This is a genomic window from Mycobacterium triplex, from assembly GCF_000689255.1.
GTDB classification, from domain to species: Bacteria; Actinomycetota; Actinomycetes; order Mycobacteriales; family Mycobacteriaceae; genus Mycobacterium; species Mycobacterium triplex.
On sequence record NZ_HG964446.1, the window covers coordinates 3,516,160 to 3,532,102 of the forward strand.

Here is a 15,943-nt window from a genome sequence, read left to right on the forward strand (position 1 = left end):
ACGACTCAAGAACCTTTGTTGTACCGCGTCAGGAAACCGATGGACGCCACCGCCGCGGCGGTGCCGATCACACCCCAGAGCACCAACTGGAAAGCCACCGCTGAAAAGAACCAGCCAAACGTCATTCCGATGTAGAGCATCCAGATCAGCCGGTAGATGCTCCAGATCGCCAGCAGGCCGGTGCTGATCCCGATGTACAGGCTCCGTTGGCGATCGACGCGGTTGATCTGCTCCTGGATGCCGGTCGGCACGATGTTCATTTACTGTCTTCCTTTCCTGGGGCGCTACCTCTTTGGCGGCGTCGTTGCGATGAGTACAGACGCCCGCACGGGCTACCGATCCCAACAACGAGCGGGCCGCGCGACTCACGCGCCGGTCAGGACGCCGGCGCCGGGTTCTGCACAGGGGGGTGCATCTCGGCCAGGAACTGGTGGTAGCGCTCGGCATGAGCGCGACTGCGCCGGACAACCAGCCATCCGGCGGCCAACAGCACGAACCACGCGGGGAACCACGCCAAAGCCACGGCGGTGTCGTTTTCCGTGGTGAGCGTCCACGCGACGAATGCGAAGAAGACGAGGACGGCCCAGCACATCACCCGGCCGCCGGGCATCTTGAAGGCCGAGTCCGCGTGGCGCTGCGTGTACCGCCGGCGATAGACGAGGTAGCTGACCAGGATCATCGCCCAGACGAACATGAACAGCAGCGCCGAAATGGTTGTCACCAGCGTGAAAGCACCCATCACCGAACGGCCGACGTGTAGCAGGGGGATGGCGGTCAGCAGCAGCACGGCCGTCACGAACAGGGCGTGCGCCGGGACGCCGCCGCGGTTCAGCCGCCGGAATACCGCCGGAGCGCTACCTTCGTCGGCCAGGCCGTAAAGCATGCGGCCGGTCGAGTACATCCCGGAGTTGGCCGAGGAGGAGGCCGCGGTGATCACGACGAAGTTGACCACGGAAGCCGCACCGCCGAGTCCGGCCAGGGAGAACATCGCGACGAACGGGGACTCGTTGCCGTCGAACCGCCGCCATTCGACGACGGTGAGGATCACCAGCAGCGCGCCGATATAGAAGATCGCCACCCGCAGCGGCACCGCATTGATCGCGCGCGGAAGGGTGCGACGCGGGTTGGCCGTCTCGGCCGCCGCGGCGCCGACGAGTTCCACGCCGACGAACGCAAAGAATGCGATCTGGAATCCGCCCACCATCCCGGAAACGCCGGTGGCGAAGAATCCGCCGCTGTTCCAAAGGTTTTCGATCGTCGCTGGATGTCCTTGCGGAGAAACGAAATTGGTGGCCAGCATGATTGCGCCGACAACGATCAAACTGATGATCGCGACGACTTTGATTAGCGCGAACCAGAATTCGATCTCCCCGAAGTTGCGCACGCTGAACAGGTTGATCAGAAGGATCAGCACACACGCGATCAGCGCCGGCAGCCATGCCGGCAGACCGGGCCACCAGAACTGCAAGTAGCCCGCGATCGCGACCAGTTCGGCAATGCCGGTGACGATCCAGGCGAACCAGTACGACCACCCGACGAAAAAGCCCGCCGCCGGCCCCAACAGATCGGCGGCGAAGTCGACGAAGGACTTGTAGTTCAGGTTCGACAACAGCAGCTCGCCCATCGCGCGCAGCACGAAAAACAAGAAGAACCCGATAATTCCGTAAACCACCACGACCGACGGGCCGGCGCGGGAGATCGTTCGCCCCGCGCCCATGAACAGGCCCGTCCCGATCGTGCCACCGATCGCGATCAGCTGGATGTGACGGTTGGACAGCCCTCGGTGCAGCTGCGGGACAGCAGGATTGAGCTCGGCGACGTCCTCGCTCATGTGTCACGTCCTCGTGGTTCCGGTACCTACCAGCTAACCAACCCTGTGGCCGAACAGGATAATTCTTATCCTCACATCCCGCTGCTGACCATGCCAATTGTCAACGCTCTACGAGATGTGCTGGTTCAAACGAGCAAAGAAAAATGGGACGCGATAGGCCTAGCTCGACGTCTTGACCATGAGCTTGCCGACGTTTTTGCCGTCGAAGAGCATGTTGATCGCCGTGGGTAGCTGTTCGAAGCCCTCGACGACGGTCTCCAGCGGCGTGAGCTTGCCCGCGGCGATCAGGCCCGAGATCTCGCGTACCGCCTCGGGGGCGCGGCCGAGGTGGTCGAGAACGATGAAGCCCTCCACCCTCGCGCGCTGGATCAGCAGGTTGCCGAAGGCTCGTGGTCCGGGTGGTGGGTCGGCCTCGTTGTAACCGGAGATCAAGCCGCACAGCGCAACGCGCGCGCGAATGTTGAGCCGGGCGAAGACCGCGTCCATGATGACGCCGCCGACGTTCTCGAAGTCGACGTCGATGCCGTCGGGTGTCGCCGCCCGGAGCTGGGCGAGCCAGTCGTCGGCACGGTGGTCGACGGCCGCATCGAAGCCGAGTTCCTCGGTGAGCAGCCGGCATTTGTCCGGGCCGCCGGCGATCCCGACGACGCGGGCGCCGTCGGCCTTTGGCAAGCTGGCCGGCGACCGAGCCCACCGCACCCGCCGCGGCCGACACGACGACGGTCTCACCCGGCTGCGGCTTGCCGATGTCGCGGATCCCGACCCACGCCGTGAGCCCGGTCGTCCCGAGTGCGCCCATATAGGCGCTGGGGGAGACGCCGTCGGCGACGTCGACCGCGAACAACGGCATCGTGTCGGAGACGACTACGTACTCCTGCCAGCCGACGAGGCCCTGCACGATCTGGCCGACCGCATAGTTGGGGTTGTTCGATTCGACGACCCGGCCGAGCCCGCCGGCGCGCATGACCTCGCCGATACCGACCGGAGGCAGATAGGTCGGGGTGTCGTTGATCCAGGTCCGGTTGGTCGGATCGAGCGAGATCCATTCGACCCGCACCAGCGCCTCACCGTCCCCGATCTCGGGCACGGCCTCCTCGCTGAGCTCGAACGTGTTGGGACCGATACGTCCGGTCGGGCGCTCACGCAGGAGGAATCGGCGATTTCGATCAGGCATGAGCGCACGCTACCGGACACCATTCTCCGGATCAATAGCCGTGAAAGATGTTGGTGCACAAGGTCTTTAGTACGCCGCTGGACTCGCGGCGAGCCAAGGTCGGCGGCGAATGCTATAACCCCACCTATGGCGGATCACACCATCACCCATGTTTCGGATACCGCCCGCTGGACGGCACTGCATCGGGCAACCGAGTCGGAACGCCCCGATGCGTTGTTCCACGACCCGCTCGCCGGGCTCCTGGCCGGTGAGCAGGGCCGTGCGATCGTCGCCAATGTGCCCCGGTCGACGCGCAACGGTTGGTGGCTCGTCGCGCGCACCAAACTGATCGACGACGCGATCGCCGCGGCCGTCGCCAACGGTTGCGACCGGGTGTTGAATCTGGCCGCCGGCCTGGACACCCGGCCCTATCGTATGGAGCTGCCCGCCGGGTTGGGATGGGTGGAGGCGGATCTGCCGGCGTTGCTGGCGGAGAAGACGCAACTGCTCGCCGATCAGACACCGCGCTGCCGGTTGACGCGCACGGCCGTCGACCTCGCGGACCCGCAGGCCAGGGACGCATTCCTCAACGACGCCCTCGACGGCGCCGAGAAGGCCCTGGTGCTCACGGAGGGCCTGTTGATGTATCTCGACGACGACGACGTCGCAGCGCTGTCGCAGGCGATCACCCGCCCCGAGGTGACCTGGTGGATGCTCGACTTCGCGGGTCCCGGTCTGAAAAAGATGATGAACAAGAAGATGGCAGGCATGCTGGAGAATGCACCGTTCAGATTCGCCCCCGAAAACGGCGTGGCTTATTTCGAAGAACTCGGCTGGCGCGTCGCCGAAGTGGAATCGCTGCTTATCGCCGCCCGCCGATTCCGCCGCTTGCCGGTACCCATGCGCCTCGCCGCATGGCTGCCTCAACCGGATCCACGCGGACCCGGCACCCGACCATGGAGTGCGGCGGCTCTGCTGACCCACTGAGCCCACGCTTGCCTAACTAGCAACCTGTGCAACATTTTTCGGTATCAGTGCTCGGACCGTGAGTGCGGAAAGTTTCTTTAATACGGCTTGTCTGGCATCTGACGAGCGGGAGACGAAATCGGAATGCGGACCATTCGCCGCGCCAAAGTGCGCCGCCGAACTTAGAATCGCCGCATGCGCATTTCGGTCAAATTCGACCAGAGCTTCCAATACGCCGAACTCGAGCAGTTGTGGCGCACCGCCGATCGCCTTGGATTCGAAGCGGTGTGGGATTACGACCATTTCTACGGGCCGCAGGAACACGACGCCCCCACCCATGAGGGCTGGACCACCCTGGCCGCGATGGCCGCGGTGACCGAGCGGGCACGGGTCGGCTGCCTGGTATCCAGCGTGACCTACCGCAACCCCGCGGTTCTTGCCAAGATGGCGGTCACCGTCGACCACATATCGGGTGGGCGCCTGAACTTCGGGATCGGCGCCGGCTGGCACGAGGCCGAACATTGCGGGTACGGGATCGACTTTCCCGCTCCCGGTGCCCGCGTCGCGATGGTCGACGAGGCGCTGACCCTGATTCGCCGGCTATGGACGGAGGAATCGGTCACCTTCAAGGGGCAATTCTTCGCCCTTGAGGATGCGCTGTGCGAACCCAAACCGCTTCAACGCCCACACCCCCCGATCGTGATGGGCGGCACGGAGCCGAAGATGCTCCGCGTGATCGCCCGCCAGGCGGACATCTGGAACATGCCCGGATATGAGGGGCCCGAACGATGGGGCACCGTAAACGCCCGCCTCGACGAGGCATGTGCCGATGTGGGACGCAAACCGGGCGAGGTCATGCGCACCGCGCAGGTTCCCCTGCATCCGGTCGAGCCCGAGCAGGTGGATGAACAGCTGGCGCTGTTGCCGGAGTTCGAACGGCTAGGTTGCGAGCAGATGGTGCTGGCGTTCCGTCAGCCACCGACGGACGCATTGCTCCAACGTTGCCTTGCCCTGGATTCCGCACCGCGGCCGGTCGCGGCCGTCTAGCCCCGGCAGGTTTGCCATTCACATCGCCGCAGATGTGGAGGATTGTTAGCTCGGTGGACGTGTTGCGGCTTGCTGCGGTGCCAATCGTTGTCACGGCGATGTTCGGGTTCGCCGGACCGGCAAACGCCGATCCGCCGCCCACTCAGCAGATCACCACGGTGGCCGTCGGGTCCCAGGGGCAAGCCGTCAACGGCTTTCACGAGACCCCGCCCGACGGCAACGTCGCCGTCGTCGACAACTGCAGCACCCCGTCGCCGTCGGCGGTGGCCGACGACGTGTACGCGTGCTCGCCGAGCGCAGCCGGAGCCGGAACCTGTTGGCCGTCGACGCCGGGATCGCTGCTGTGCGTGGACGATCCGTGGGACCAGCGTTTGCATCGGGTCACCTACCACGGCGAGCTTCCGCCGGTGCGACCCCCCGCTTCGCCGGAGCCGTATGCGCTCGCTCTCGACGACGGCACCCGCTGTTTGCTGCGCAACGGCGGGGCCTGGGGCAGCCGGGACGACGGTTACGTCGGGGCCTACTGGTGCGGGCACACCGGCGCCAACCTCGTGGTCCTATGCCTCCCCGACTCACAGACCTGCATCGACGACCGCACCGGACCGACGTGGACGGTCAAAGTCGGTCAACTGGGCGCGCCGGGGACCCGCTTTCCGCCGCCCCAAGTCCACGCGGTCGCAGAAGCGTGGTTCGCCGGGGACCGAATACCAGGCTGACGCGCCCGACCTACCAGACGCGTATCCAGTCGACGAGCATGTCGGCGGGGTAGCCGCCCGGGCCGGGATCGCCACCGCCGGAGCCGGCAACGGCAAGGTTGAACACCGGATAGACCGTGTAGCCGGGGCCGTTGAACGGCCAATCCGGCAGCGAGCTGGCCGGCACGTCGAAATACGGCTGGGCGCCGTCGGAATAGTCCTTCCAAAACCTGATGCCGGCCTCGTCCCACCGACAGCGCCAGGTGTGCCAGGCGCTGTCGACCGCGATGTTGTGGGTCTTCCACTCGCCGCCGTTGGCTTTGGCGTGGACCGTGGTCGCCGACGGCCAGCTGCCGTTGCCGTACCACTCCATCACGTCGATCTCGCCCTGATCGTCGTTGCCGAGCCAGTACGCGGGCCAGGCACCGGCGGTCAGGCAGTTCAGCTTGACGCGGGCCTCCCAGGTGTGGCCGACGCCGCCGCGCCACAGGCTTTGCACCTTACCGCTGAAGTAGGTGGGGCCATCTTTGGCCGCGCGCAGGACGAGGTTCGAATTGCCGTCTACGAACACGTTTTTCCGGTCGTCACGGTACTGCCCGATGTGCTCGGGCAGCTCCCAATACGTCGGGTCCTTGATCGTCTCGCGGGCCTTGGCGATCGCCCACTTCGACGGGTCCGGCGCCGAACCGGCCGGGCCGTCGAACTCATCGGAGAATATGTAGCTTGCGGCCTGCCCGCTGGGCGCGCTGGGCGGTGGCATCCGCCCGGGATAAGCCCTGGCCTCAGGGATGGGCAGCGCGGCCGCCAGCACGCCGATCCCTGTCGTCAGCATCATGCGGCGACGGTCCATCTCAGGCATAAGCAAGCGACGATAGCAGCCCGGGTCGTCCGGGGTCGAAACCAAAAATGTGTCGGTGGCCGTCGTTAGCATTTGGACCGCCGCCGACCCGAAACGGACGGCGGAACGCTACAAGCTCGGGATTTGGGATGGAATTCACGGCGAATTCTCATGTTCAGGCACGGTTTGGTCTCAGCATTGGCTGGGCATCCTGGACACGAACAGATAACACTGTTGCAGCTTTACAGCCGAGTCGGGGCTCTGAGAGGAGTTGACAATCATGGCGAATGCGCCAGAGTCGACAGTTATTTTTCTCCAGTCCCATCCGGCGTGGATCGCCGCGCAGCGCCGCGAACGTGAACGTGTCGAATCCATGCGTCGCCATCCGTCGTTTCGGGCTCGTCGAGGGGCCGTTCAGGTAGGCCACGCGGTCGCCGCCGGCAGCCGCCACTTCAAGCTCTACTCCACCGGCGATACGCCCGCGTAAGCCCGGCGCTGGCCGCGCCGCGGCAACGGCGCGGGCTGGTCAACCTCCGCGGGTTCACCAGCATGCCCGCACTCCTCGGCACCCGGAGCACCGCCTCGCTGCACGCCTGACATGGATTGCATACAACCGGCTGGATAGTCCACCAAGAAGGTTATTGACACCCGTCAATTCCTCTCTAATGTATACAAAATGGCTGTCGCGGTGCAGGCACACTCGAGCGCGTCCGAACTCGACGACCTTCGCGGCATGGTCCGCAAAATGGTGGCCAAGCAACTGCCGCTCGACGAAACCAGGCACGCGGACCCGGCCGAGGCGCGTAAAGCGGGGTGGCCGACGCTGGGCGCGCTGGGCCTGCTCGGCATCGCGCTGCCCGACCAGTACGGCGGCAGCGGAGCCGGGTTGACCGAACAGGCCATCGTCTGCGAAGAACTCGCGCGGGAATTGGCACCCGCACCGTACTTCGCCACCGTTTGCCTGGCCGCCACCGCGCTGCTGGCCTCCGACGACGCCGATGCGTGCGAAGAGCTACTGCCCCGTATCGTCGCGGGTGAGCTGACCGCGACACTCGGCGACGATGTGGGCCGTGCGGAACGCGATGGCCAAAGCTGGTCTGTCAGTGGAGAATTCGGCCACGTCCCCGATGGCGCGGACGCCGACTTGATATTGGTTTCCGCGGAGACCGCGGACGGCACAACGCTTTTCGCGATCACCGGTTCCGACGGGGTGCACCGACAGCGGCTGGCCACCCTCGACCCGACCCGACCGTTGGCCAATCTCCGGCTTTCGCACGCCGCGGCGCGCCGGGTCGGGGCGCCCGGAGCCGCAACGCCCGTGTTGGCTCGAGTCCGCCTTCGGGCGACGGCACTGCTGGCCGCCGAGCAGGCCGTGCTGGCCGAGCAGTGCGTAGCGCTCACCAGGCAATACCTGTTGGACCGTCGGCAGTTCGGCCGCCAGATCGGTGCGTTCCAGGCGCTCAAGCATCGTCTCGCCGACGCGGCGGTACGTGCCGAGCTGTCGGCCAGTAGCGCCTGGTATGCAATCCGGCAGCTGGCGGCCGGGGCGGCCGATGCCGAATTCGCCGTGAGGGTCGCGGCCGCCGCCTGCGGGGACGCTGCGGTGCAGAACGCCGCGGAGATGATCCAGCTGCACGGCGGCATCGGCTACACCTGGGAGCACGCCGCACACCTTTACCTGCGCCGGGCCAAGTCCGACCAATACCTGCTCGACACACCGTCGGCGCATCGCAATCGGCTCGGCCGCTCGGTAACCGAAACCCCCGCGCCCACAGCACAATCCGCACCCGTGGAAGACTCGCCGGCGGTCGACGAACTGCGCGGGTGGTTGGCCGCCAACCTGATCGACGGCCTCACCGGTGATGGCCCACCCCCGGCAGCGGGGGAGAAATATTCACCGGCGCGGCGCGACTGGTATCGCCGGCTCGGCGCCGCGGGCTGGTCGACACCGACCTGGCCGGTCCGGTACGGCGGTCGGGGCATGAGCCGCGACGAGGGCGGCGCCGTCGTCGAAGAGCTGCGCCGCCGTGGCCTCGACCGGCCCGAGGAAGATTTCGTCGGGGTATGGCTGGCCGGCCCAACAATTCTTCAGTGGGGCAGCGATCAGCAGCGTGAAACGTACCTGCGGCCGCTGGCGCTGGGCGAGCATCGGTGGTGTCAGCTGTTCAGCGAACCCGGCGCCGGATCCGATCTGGCGTCCCTGTCGACCTCGGCCGTGCCGATCGACGGCGATCGCTGGCTGGTCAATGGCCAGAAGATCTGGAGTTCGTTCGCCAACACCGCCGACTTCGGGCTGCTGATGGCCCGCACCGATCCGACCCTGCCCAAACACGCGGGTATCACCTACTTCCTGCTCGACATGCGAACACCCGGTGTCGAGGTGCGACCGCTGCGGCAGATGACGGGCGACGCCGAATTCAACGAGGTGTTCCTGACCGACGTCGTGCTGCCCGACTCGGCGCGTCTAGGCCCGTGCGGCGCCGGCTGGAAGGTCGGCATCAGCACACTGATGCAGGAACGCAACAGTCTCACCGGGCCGCCGGTCGTCGGTCCGGGCGTGGCCGATCAGCTGATCGCCGAGGCGCTCGACAGCGGTGCCTGGCACGACGCCGATGTACGGGATCGGTTGCAGCGCATGCTTGTCGACGAACGCGCGCTGCAGACCGCGAGTTTGCGTGCCAGCGTCACCCCGGATCGCAACCCCGGCGCGATCGACTCGATTCGCAAACTCGTCAGCGCGGACCTGCACGAGCGCGCGGGGCGTATCCGGGTCGACCTGCAGCCAGATCTTTCGCTGGGCTGGCCGATCGACGCCGAGATGCCCGCTGGCACAAGGTCATTCCTGGAGATGAAGAAGTATTGCATCGCCGGCGGCACCTCGGAGATCCAGCGCAACATCATCGCCGAACGCGTGCTGGGGCTGCCCCGCGAGGCCGATCCCGACCGCGACCAGCCGTTCAATCAGCGGACCAGCAGATAAGAAGGAGCGCACCGCAAAATGATGACGGGCGAACAGTACAAGAACTCGTTGCGCGACGGACGACGGATCTATCAGGACGGCAAGCTGGTCGCCGACATGGACACCGACCCGCTGCTGGCGCCGGCGCTGTATGCGGTGACCGCCGGATACGACGAGTCGTACCGTCCCGAGCCCGACGCGGTGAACCCCCTCGTCGAGGCGCCCCGCAGCGTGGACGAACTGCGGGAGCGGGTGCCGATCCTGACCAGGATGGATCTGTTGCTCAACGTCACCTACCAGTCGCTGATGACGCTCGTGGTGGCGGCCGCGCGGCTTGGTGACGCGCACCCCGAGTTCGTCGCGCGCATCAATGCCTATGTGGCGCAAGCACGTCGCGACGACATCCGCGTCGCGGAGTGCATCACCGATTCCAAGGGCGACCGGTCGAGGGCCCCGGCCGCGCAAGACGACCCCGACCAGTACGTGCGCGTGGTCCAGCGTCGCGACGACGGCGTGGTGATCCGCGGCGCCAAGCTACACATCAGCGCCGCACCCTTCGCGCATCACCTGCTGGTGATGCCGACCAAGTCGATGAAGCCGGGGGAGGAGGACTACGCGATCGCGTGCGCCGTACCGGTGAACGCTCCGGGCGTGCACGTCGTCAGCCGCACCGTGCAGGCACGCGGCGGTGACGAACGCGACTACCCGGTGAGCTCCGGGCGCGGCATGCCCGACGGGTTCGTGATCTTCGACGACGTGTTCGTACCGAACGCACACGTGTTCCTGGACGGGGTTGCGGCCCAGGCCGGAATCTTCGCGCATTCGCTCGGGCTGTGGGAACGCCTTGGCGGAACCGCCGTGATGGTGGAACAGGCCGACGAGATGGTGGGCCTGGCCGCACTGATCGCCGAAGCCAACGGCACCGCCCGGGTTTCGCACATCCGGGAAAAGATCGACGAGATGATGATCCACGCCACCATCCTGCGCGCCGGCATGGAGGCCGCGATCAGCAACGCGCACACCACGCCGGAGGGCTACTACTATCCCGACGATCTCTACACCAACGCCACCAAATACGTTGGCGCGGCGAACTTCAACCTGATGGTCCGGCATCTGCACGACATCGCCGGCGGTGGCGTGATCACCACGCCGTCGATGGCGGACCTGGACAACCCGGACGTCGGGCCGCAGTTGCGCAAGTACCTCACCGGCGCGCCCGAGGTCCCGGGTGATACTCGCGCGAAGTTGTTTCACGCCATCCGGGACGCCACCGCCGACTCGTACGGCGGCTGGCACCTGGTCACCAATGTGCAATCCGGTGGCGGCCTGTTCGCCCAGCGGCTGGTGACCCGCAAGCATTACGACATGGAGCGGGCCAAGCGCCTGGCCCGGCACGCGGCCAACCTCGATTGACGGCGCCGCGCGGTCACCGTGCTTGCATGAACGTGAACGTAGACGTAGATTCAGCTGCATGCGTTTTGGTGTGTTCATCGCCCCCTACCACATGGTGGGGGACAATCCGACCCTCGCATTCGAGCGCGACCTGCAGCTGGTCGAAGCCGTCGAAGAACTCGGCTACGAGGAAGCCTGGTTCGGCGAACATCATTCCGGCGGAACCGAAATCAGCGGGGCGCCGGATCTGATGATCGCCACGGCCGCCGCCCGCACCAAGCGCATCCGGTTGGGCACCGGCGTGGCCTCGCTGCCGTACCACCACCCGTTCATGTTCGCCGACCGGATGGTGCAACTCGATCACTTGACCCGGGGCCGGCTGATCGTCGGGGTCGGGCCGGGCGCGCTGCCGGGCGACGCATACATGATGGGCATCGAGACGACGCGGCAGCGCGACATGATGCTCGAGTCGCTCGAGGCGGTGCTCGAATTGTGGGCCGACGAGGGACCGGTGACGCGCAAGACGGACTGGTTCACGTTGCGCGATGCCAGGTTGCAACTGCGGCCCTACAGCAAGCCCGGCATCGAGGTGAGCGTCGCAGTGACGGCGTCGCCGTCCGGCCCGGTCGCGGCCGGCAAGTTCGGCATCGGATTGCTCTCGATCGCGGCGACCCAGAGGAAGGCCTTCGACGCGCTGGCGCGCAACTGGCGGACAGCAACCGAGACCGCGGCCGCACATGGCAAGACGGTGCGCCGCGAGGGCTGGCGCATGGTCGGGCCGATGCACATCGCCGAAACCGAGGAGCAGGCCCGCCGAGAGGTCGAGGTCGGCCTGGCTCAATGGGTCGACTACTTCCAAAATGTCGGCGCGATACCGATTTTGGGCGACTTCGATCCGGGCGAGGACATCGTGGCCGCCGTCAACGACACCGGTGTGGGCGTGATCGGCACTCCCGAGATGGCCGTCGAGCAGTTGCGCCGGCTGCAAAAACAGTCCGGCGGATTCGGCACCTATTTGTTGATGGCGCACGAATGGGCCAATCGTGAAGCCACGCTGCGGTCCTACGAGCTGATCAGCCGCTACGTGATGCCGGTGTTTCAGGATTCGCTGGAACCGATCGAGCGCAGCCGCGACTGGACGATCTTCCACCGCGAGACGCTGATGGGCAATATCACCGACGCGATCGTCGGCGCGACACAACAATTCCTTGCCGAGCGCGACGCCCGCCGCCGTGCCGAAGCAGAAAAAGTGCACACCGGTCAGTGATCGACTTCGGGGTGCTGCTGTTTCCCAACGTCGCGTGGGCGACCCTGCTCGACCGTTGCGAGCAGGCCGAGGAGTTGGGGTTTCGCAGCCTCTGGATCGACGACCACGGCGCCAACCCGCAAGCCCCGAAAGCCAATTGGTTCGAGGCGTTCACCACGCTGGCCGGCCTGGCCAACTGCACGCGACGAATGTTGCTGGGGCCGTTGGTCTCCAACGTCATCCTGCGACACCCCGTGCTGCTCGCGCGTCAAGCCATCACGCTCGAGAACATGTCGGGCGGCCGGCTGCGGCTGGGGATCGGGGCCGGTTACGCGCGCACCGACCACGAGCTGCTGGGCACTGCACCGTGGGCTCGCGACGAGCGTGCCGAGCGGTTCGCCGAAGCCGTCGAGCTGGTCGACGCGCTGCTGCGCGCCGAACCGGTCGACTTTGCCGGCAAGTACTACGAAGTTCACGGCGTTCGGCTGCGACCTGCTCCCGTGCAACGGCCCCGGCCGCCGATGTGCATTGCCGCGCATGACCGTTCAAGCCTGCGGTTGGTGGCGCGGTACGGCGACATCTGGAGTTCGTTTGGCGGCTGGGGGCTGTCGTCACCCGAGCTGCTGGCGATCACCGAGCAGCGCTCGGCCATCCTGGACGGACTCTGCGCCGAAGTCGGCCGAGACCCCTCGAGCATTCGCCGGCAGATCCTGGCCGGCAGTCCCGCGACCACTCCGGACCCGATCTGGTCGTCCGTTCAGGCGTTCGACGACTGGGTGGCCGGCTGGCAGCAGATCGGCATCGACGAGATCGTGTTGTACTTCCCGCCGGAGCTGCTCTACGAGCCGGAGCTGATCGATCCCGCGGTCCTCGAGCACTTGCGGGCCCTGCTGTTCGCACGAAGCTCAGGTGATCAACGCTCCGCCGTCGACTGGTAACACCGCGCCGCTGACGAACGACGCGGCCGGGCTGGCCAGAAACAGGACCGCCGCGGCCACCTCGTCGGGATCACCCATCCGCGCGGCGGGCACCCGCGAGTTCACGAACTCGTCGTTGAAGCCGCCCGGCGTGTGCGCGGTCATTCCGGTGGACAGAAATCCCGGCGCCACGGCGTTGACCCGAATTCCCTTGCGGCCGGTCCACTGTCGGGCCAGGTCGCGGGTGAGACCCAGCAGCCCCGCCTTGCTGGACACATAGCCCGCCTGCGGCAGCGAGGTCGTCGTCAACCCCAGGATGCTGCTGATCATCACGACGGCCGATCCCGGCTGCATCACGCGGCCACACGCCTGGCTCATCCAATAGGCGCCCATCAGGTTGACTTCGATGCTGTGCCGGAACTGCGCCGGATCCTCGCGCGTCGCGGGCGCGGCGGTGCCGACGCCCGCGTTGTTGACCAACACGTCCACCCTGCCGAAATGCTCCGCGATCCGGCCGACCGCGTCGGTGCAGGATTCGGGGTCTGCGACGTCGACCCGAAATGCCGTGACGTCGATGCCGTCGTCGCGCAATCTGGTGCAGCGCGCCTCGACGTCGTCGGGACGACGACCCGCCAAGGCGATTCGCGCTCCAGCACAGCCGAGCGCCCGGGCGATCGCCACACCCAACTCCGACGTCGCCCCGGTCACCACGGCGACGCGACCGTCCAGCCGGAATCGCTCGATCACGAGGCGTGGGTTTGGGTTTCCGGACGCGGGTGCGCGCGCGATGCCAGGACACAGTCGCGGCCCTGCAAGATGTGCTCGGCCATCAGGGCGCCGGCCCGCTCGGGTTCACCGGCGGCGATCGCGTCGCGCACCATCCGGTGGAACAGGTTGGAGCGCTCGCTTTCGGCCCGCGTCTGATGCCGAAAAACCTGATACACCAACGGAATGTCGACCGCGTGCACCAGCAGCGCCGACAGTCTTCGGTGCCGTGACCCCTCCACCACACCCTGGTGAAAGGCGCTGTTGGCAGCCGTGATTCGGCGCAGCCCCGCATCCAGCGAGCCACTCGACACGAGCTCGATGCCCGCATCGAAATCCGCGATCGCCGCGTCGAGTTCCGCGATGCCCTCGGCATCCATCCGCGTTGCCGCACGCTCGGCGGCCAGCGATTCCAGCCGGGCGCGCAGCTCGTACTGGTCGCGGATGTCGGTCTCGGACATCGTGGCGACGACCGCCCCCCGGTTGCGCTCGATCACGACCAGGCCGTCGGCAGCCAAGGCCCGCAACGCTTCTCGCACCGGGGTGCGGGACAGGTCGAACATCTCGCCGATGCGCTGTTCTACCAGCCGCGAGCCCGGCTCGAAATCGCCCTCGGCGATCGCGCGCCGGATCAACCGGTAGGCCAAGTCCGATCGGCCGTCGATCTCGGTCATCTCAGTCACCTCCGGAAGTGGCGGCGCCGATGTCGAGCACGCCACCACCCTCGGGGTCGTCGACCTCCACGATCGGGTCGTCGACGTCGTCGAACTCCAGGCGCAGCGCCCGCGACATGATCGCGTGCATGACATACATCGTGGTGGTGTAGGTGAATTCGAGGATCTCGGTGTCGGTGAAAACTTCTCGCAGTTGGGTGAACAACTGCTCGGGCACCCGACCTTGTTGGCCCGCAAGGCAATCCGCGTAGGCCAGCAGCAGCCGCTCGGTGTGATCGAAACAATCGGCGGTCTGCCACGACGGGATCGCCGCGATCTTCTCCACGGACAGCCCCGCCGACCGGCACGCCTTGCAATGCTGGGAGTAGACGAACTGGCTGCCGACCACCCAGCCCGCCCGGATCTGGCCGAGCTCGCGGTGATCGGGGCGAATGCTTACTTCTTGGCGGTACAGGCGAAAGCCCCGCACGGCATGGCGCAGGGCAGCGGGCGACTGGGCCATGACCGTCCACCAGTTTCCCGGAGTGCCGCCGACGGTGCCCGGCTCGGCCACCGGATCGCGGTCGCCGAACATGAAGTCGTACATCTTGAGCGTGAACTCGTCGGTGACCTCACCCCGGGGAATGGGATTCAGGCGCGGCATTGCGGGTCCTCTCGACTGGGTGCAGATTGCATTCAATCCCAGCGTCAGCCGCTACGTCAATGCAGCTCGCAGTTCAGCCGGGCTGCAGATTGCGTACAGTCCGCTGACATCAGGGGCGCAAGCCGGCGAGTGTCATGGCCGCGAACGCATCGCCGATCTCGGCCAGTGTGTTGCGTCCGCCGGGGACGTACCAACGGTGGATCCAGTTGTGCATGCCGAGGATCCCCAGCATCACCAGCCGCGGGTCGAGGTCGCGGCGAAATACGCCGGACGCGACGCCCTCTTCGACGATCGCAAGCAACGTCTTGCCGTAGGCATCGGCATTGGCGACGATGTCCCGCGCCTCGGGAAGGGTTGCGAGATACTGACTTTCGCTGAACAACAGAAAGACTTCGGGATAGTTGGCCAGGTCTTCGATGTACGCGCGCAGCGCGCGACGCAGCTTCTCGTCGGCCGGCGCGTCGGACTCGAGCGCTTCGCGGCAGCGCCGCGTCATCGTGTAGGCGGGCTGCTCGATCAACGCGACCAGCAGCTCCTCTTTGGTGCCGACGTAGTAGTACAGCGAGGCACGGTTGATGCCGACCTCGGCGGCCACATCCTCGAGGCGGGCTCGCGCGAATCCTTCCCGGCGGAAGACCTCCGCGGCGCCCTTGAGGATCGTCTGCCATCGCTCCCCGGAGGCGCGGCGGTCGGCGTTGCGGCGCTCGTGGCGTCGACGGGCATTGTCGCTCTGCTGGCGGGTGGCTGGAATCGTCGTCCTCCTCATCTACCGTGCGGTATCAACGTACGCCATCAGGGCCGAGAGCTGCAGAAAGCC

General features: G+C 66.4%; 15 protein-coding genes and 1 pseudogene. 8 read left to right on the forward strand and 8 right to left on the reverse strand.

What is annotated here, in order from left to right:
• Window positions 1-5 precede the first annotated feature (5 nt).
• The 3 genes and pseudogenes from BN973_RS16290 to BN973_RS16300 all read right to left on the reverse strand — a co-directional run bounded on the left by BN973_RS16290 (window position 6) and on the right by BN973_RS16300 (window position 3,005).
• Window positions 6-260: a hypothetical protein gene (locus BN973_RS16290; protein WP_036469379.1), complete on the reverse strand. Its 255-nt coding sequence runs from the start codon at window positions 258-260 to the stop codon at window positions 6-8.
• 116 nt (window positions 261-376) lie between these two features.
• Window positions 377-1,831, reverse strand: coding sequence for an amino acid permease (locus tag BN973_RS16295; protein ID WP_036469380.1), 1,455 nt, complete (start codon window positions 1,829-1,831; stop codon window positions 377-379).
• A 159-nt stretch (window positions 1,832-1,990) separates the two neighbouring features.
• Window positions 1,991-3,005 (reverse strand): annotated as a pseudogene (locus BN973_RS16300) (NADP-dependent oxidoreductase).
• A gap of 126 nt (window positions 3,006-3,131) precedes the next feature.
• On the opposite strand from BN973_RS16300, the gene BN973_RS16305 reads away from it, so the two are divergent.
• From BN973_RS16305 to BN973_RS16315, 3 genes are all read left to right on the forward strand, one after another.
• Window positions 3,132-3,971 (forward strand): class I SAM-dependent methyltransferase, encoded by an 840-nt coding sequence (locus BN973_RS16305; RefSeq protein ID WP_051641293.1) that lies wholly within the window; start codon window positions 3,132-3,134, stop codon window positions 3,969-3,971.
• A gap of 174 nt (window positions 3,972-4,145) precedes the next feature.
• Window positions 4,146-4,997, forward strand: coding sequence for a TIGR03560 family F420-dependent LLM class oxidoreductase (locus BN973_RS16310; RefSeq protein WP_036469382.1), 852 nt, complete (start codon window positions 4,146-4,148; stop codon window positions 4,995-4,997).
• Between the two features lie 32 nt (window positions 4,998-5,029).
• The gene (locus BN973_RS16315; RefSeq protein WP_232232094.1) at window positions 5,030-5,713 is read left to right on the forward strand and encodes a hypothetical protein; all 684 of its coding nucleotides are present in this window, start codon (window positions 5,030-5,032) and stop codon (window positions 5,711-5,713) included.
• Window positions 5,714-5,723: 10 nt separating this feature from the next.
• On the opposite strand, the gene BN973_RS16320 is transcribed toward BN973_RS16315, so the two are convergent.
• A complete protein-coding gene (locus BN973_RS16320) occupies window positions 5,724-6,551 on the reverse strand; it encodes a glycoside hydrolase family 16 protein (protein WP_036469385.1) in 828 nt (275 codons plus the stop codon).
• Between the two features lie 259 nt (window positions 6,552-6,810).
• On the opposite strand from BN973_RS16320, the gene BN973_RS30565 reads away from it, so the two are divergent.
• The 5 genes from BN973_RS30565 (at window position 6,811) to BN973_RS16340 (ending at window position 13,065) form a co-directional block, all read left to right on the forward strand.
• Entirely contained in the window at window positions 6,811-7,017 is a 207-nt protein-coding gene (locus tag BN973_RS30565; protein ID WP_084163421.1) for a hypothetical protein, read from the forward strand.
• Between the two features lie 189 nt (window positions 7,018-7,206).
• The gene (locus BN973_RS16325) at window positions 7,207-9,510 is read left to right on the forward strand and encodes an acyl-CoA dehydrogenase (protein ID WP_051641294.1); all 2,304 of its coding nucleotides are present in this window, start codon (window positions 7,207-7,209) and stop codon (window positions 9,508-9,510) included.
• Between the two features lie 18 nt (window positions 9,511-9,528).
• A complete protein-coding gene (locus BN973_RS16330; protein ID WP_036469387.1) occupies window positions 9,529-10,902 on the forward strand; it encodes a 4-hydroxyphenylacetate 3-hydroxylase N-terminal domain-containing protein in 1,374 nt (457 codons plus the stop codon).
• Between the two features lie 58 nt (window positions 10,903-10,960).
• Entirely contained in the window at window positions 10,961-12,148 is a 1,188-nt protein-coding gene (locus BN973_RS16335; protein ID WP_036469389.1) for an LLM class flavin-dependent oxidoreductase, read from the forward strand.
• Window positions 12,145-13,065, forward strand: a complete 921-nt coding sequence (locus BN973_RS16340) for an LLM class flavin-dependent oxidoreductase (RefSeq protein ID WP_051641295.1) — start codon at window positions 12,145-12,147, stop codon at window positions 13,063-13,065. The genes BN973_RS16335 and BN973_RS16340 overlap by 4 nt, the downstream gene beginning before the upstream one ends.
• Here the strand turns inward: BN973_RS16340 and BN973_RS16345 are convergent.
• From BN973_RS16345 to BN973_RS16360, 4 genes are all read right to left on the reverse strand, one after another.
• Window positions 13,033-13,791: an SDR family NAD(P)-dependent oxidoreductase gene (locus tag BN973_RS16345; RefSeq protein WP_036469391.1), complete on the reverse strand. Its 759-nt coding sequence runs from the start codon at window positions 13,789-13,791 to the stop codon at window positions 13,033-13,035. The genes BN973_RS16340 and BN973_RS16345 overlap by 33 nt on opposite strands.
• Complete coding sequence (locus tag BN973_RS16350; protein ID WP_051641296.1) at window positions 13,788-14,483, reverse strand: GntR family transcriptional regulator; 696 nt, start codon at window positions 14,481-14,483, stop codon at window positions 13,788-13,790. Before BN973_RS16350 ends, BN973_RS16345 begins: the two co-directional genes overlap by 4 nt.
• Before the next feature lies 1 nt (window position 14,484).
• Complete coding sequence (locus BN973_RS16355) at window positions 14,485-15,126, reverse strand: carboxymuconolactone decarboxylase family protein (RefSeq protein ID WP_036469399.1); 642 nt, start codon at window positions 15,124-15,126, stop codon at window positions 14,485-14,487.
• A 109-nt stretch (window positions 15,127-15,235) separates the two neighbouring features.
• Entirely contained in the window at window positions 15,236-15,892 is a 657-nt protein-coding gene (locus BN973_RS16360; RefSeq protein ID WP_084163423.1) for a TetR/AcrR family transcriptional regulator, read from the reverse strand.
• Window positions 15,893-15,943 lie beyond the last annotated feature (51 nt).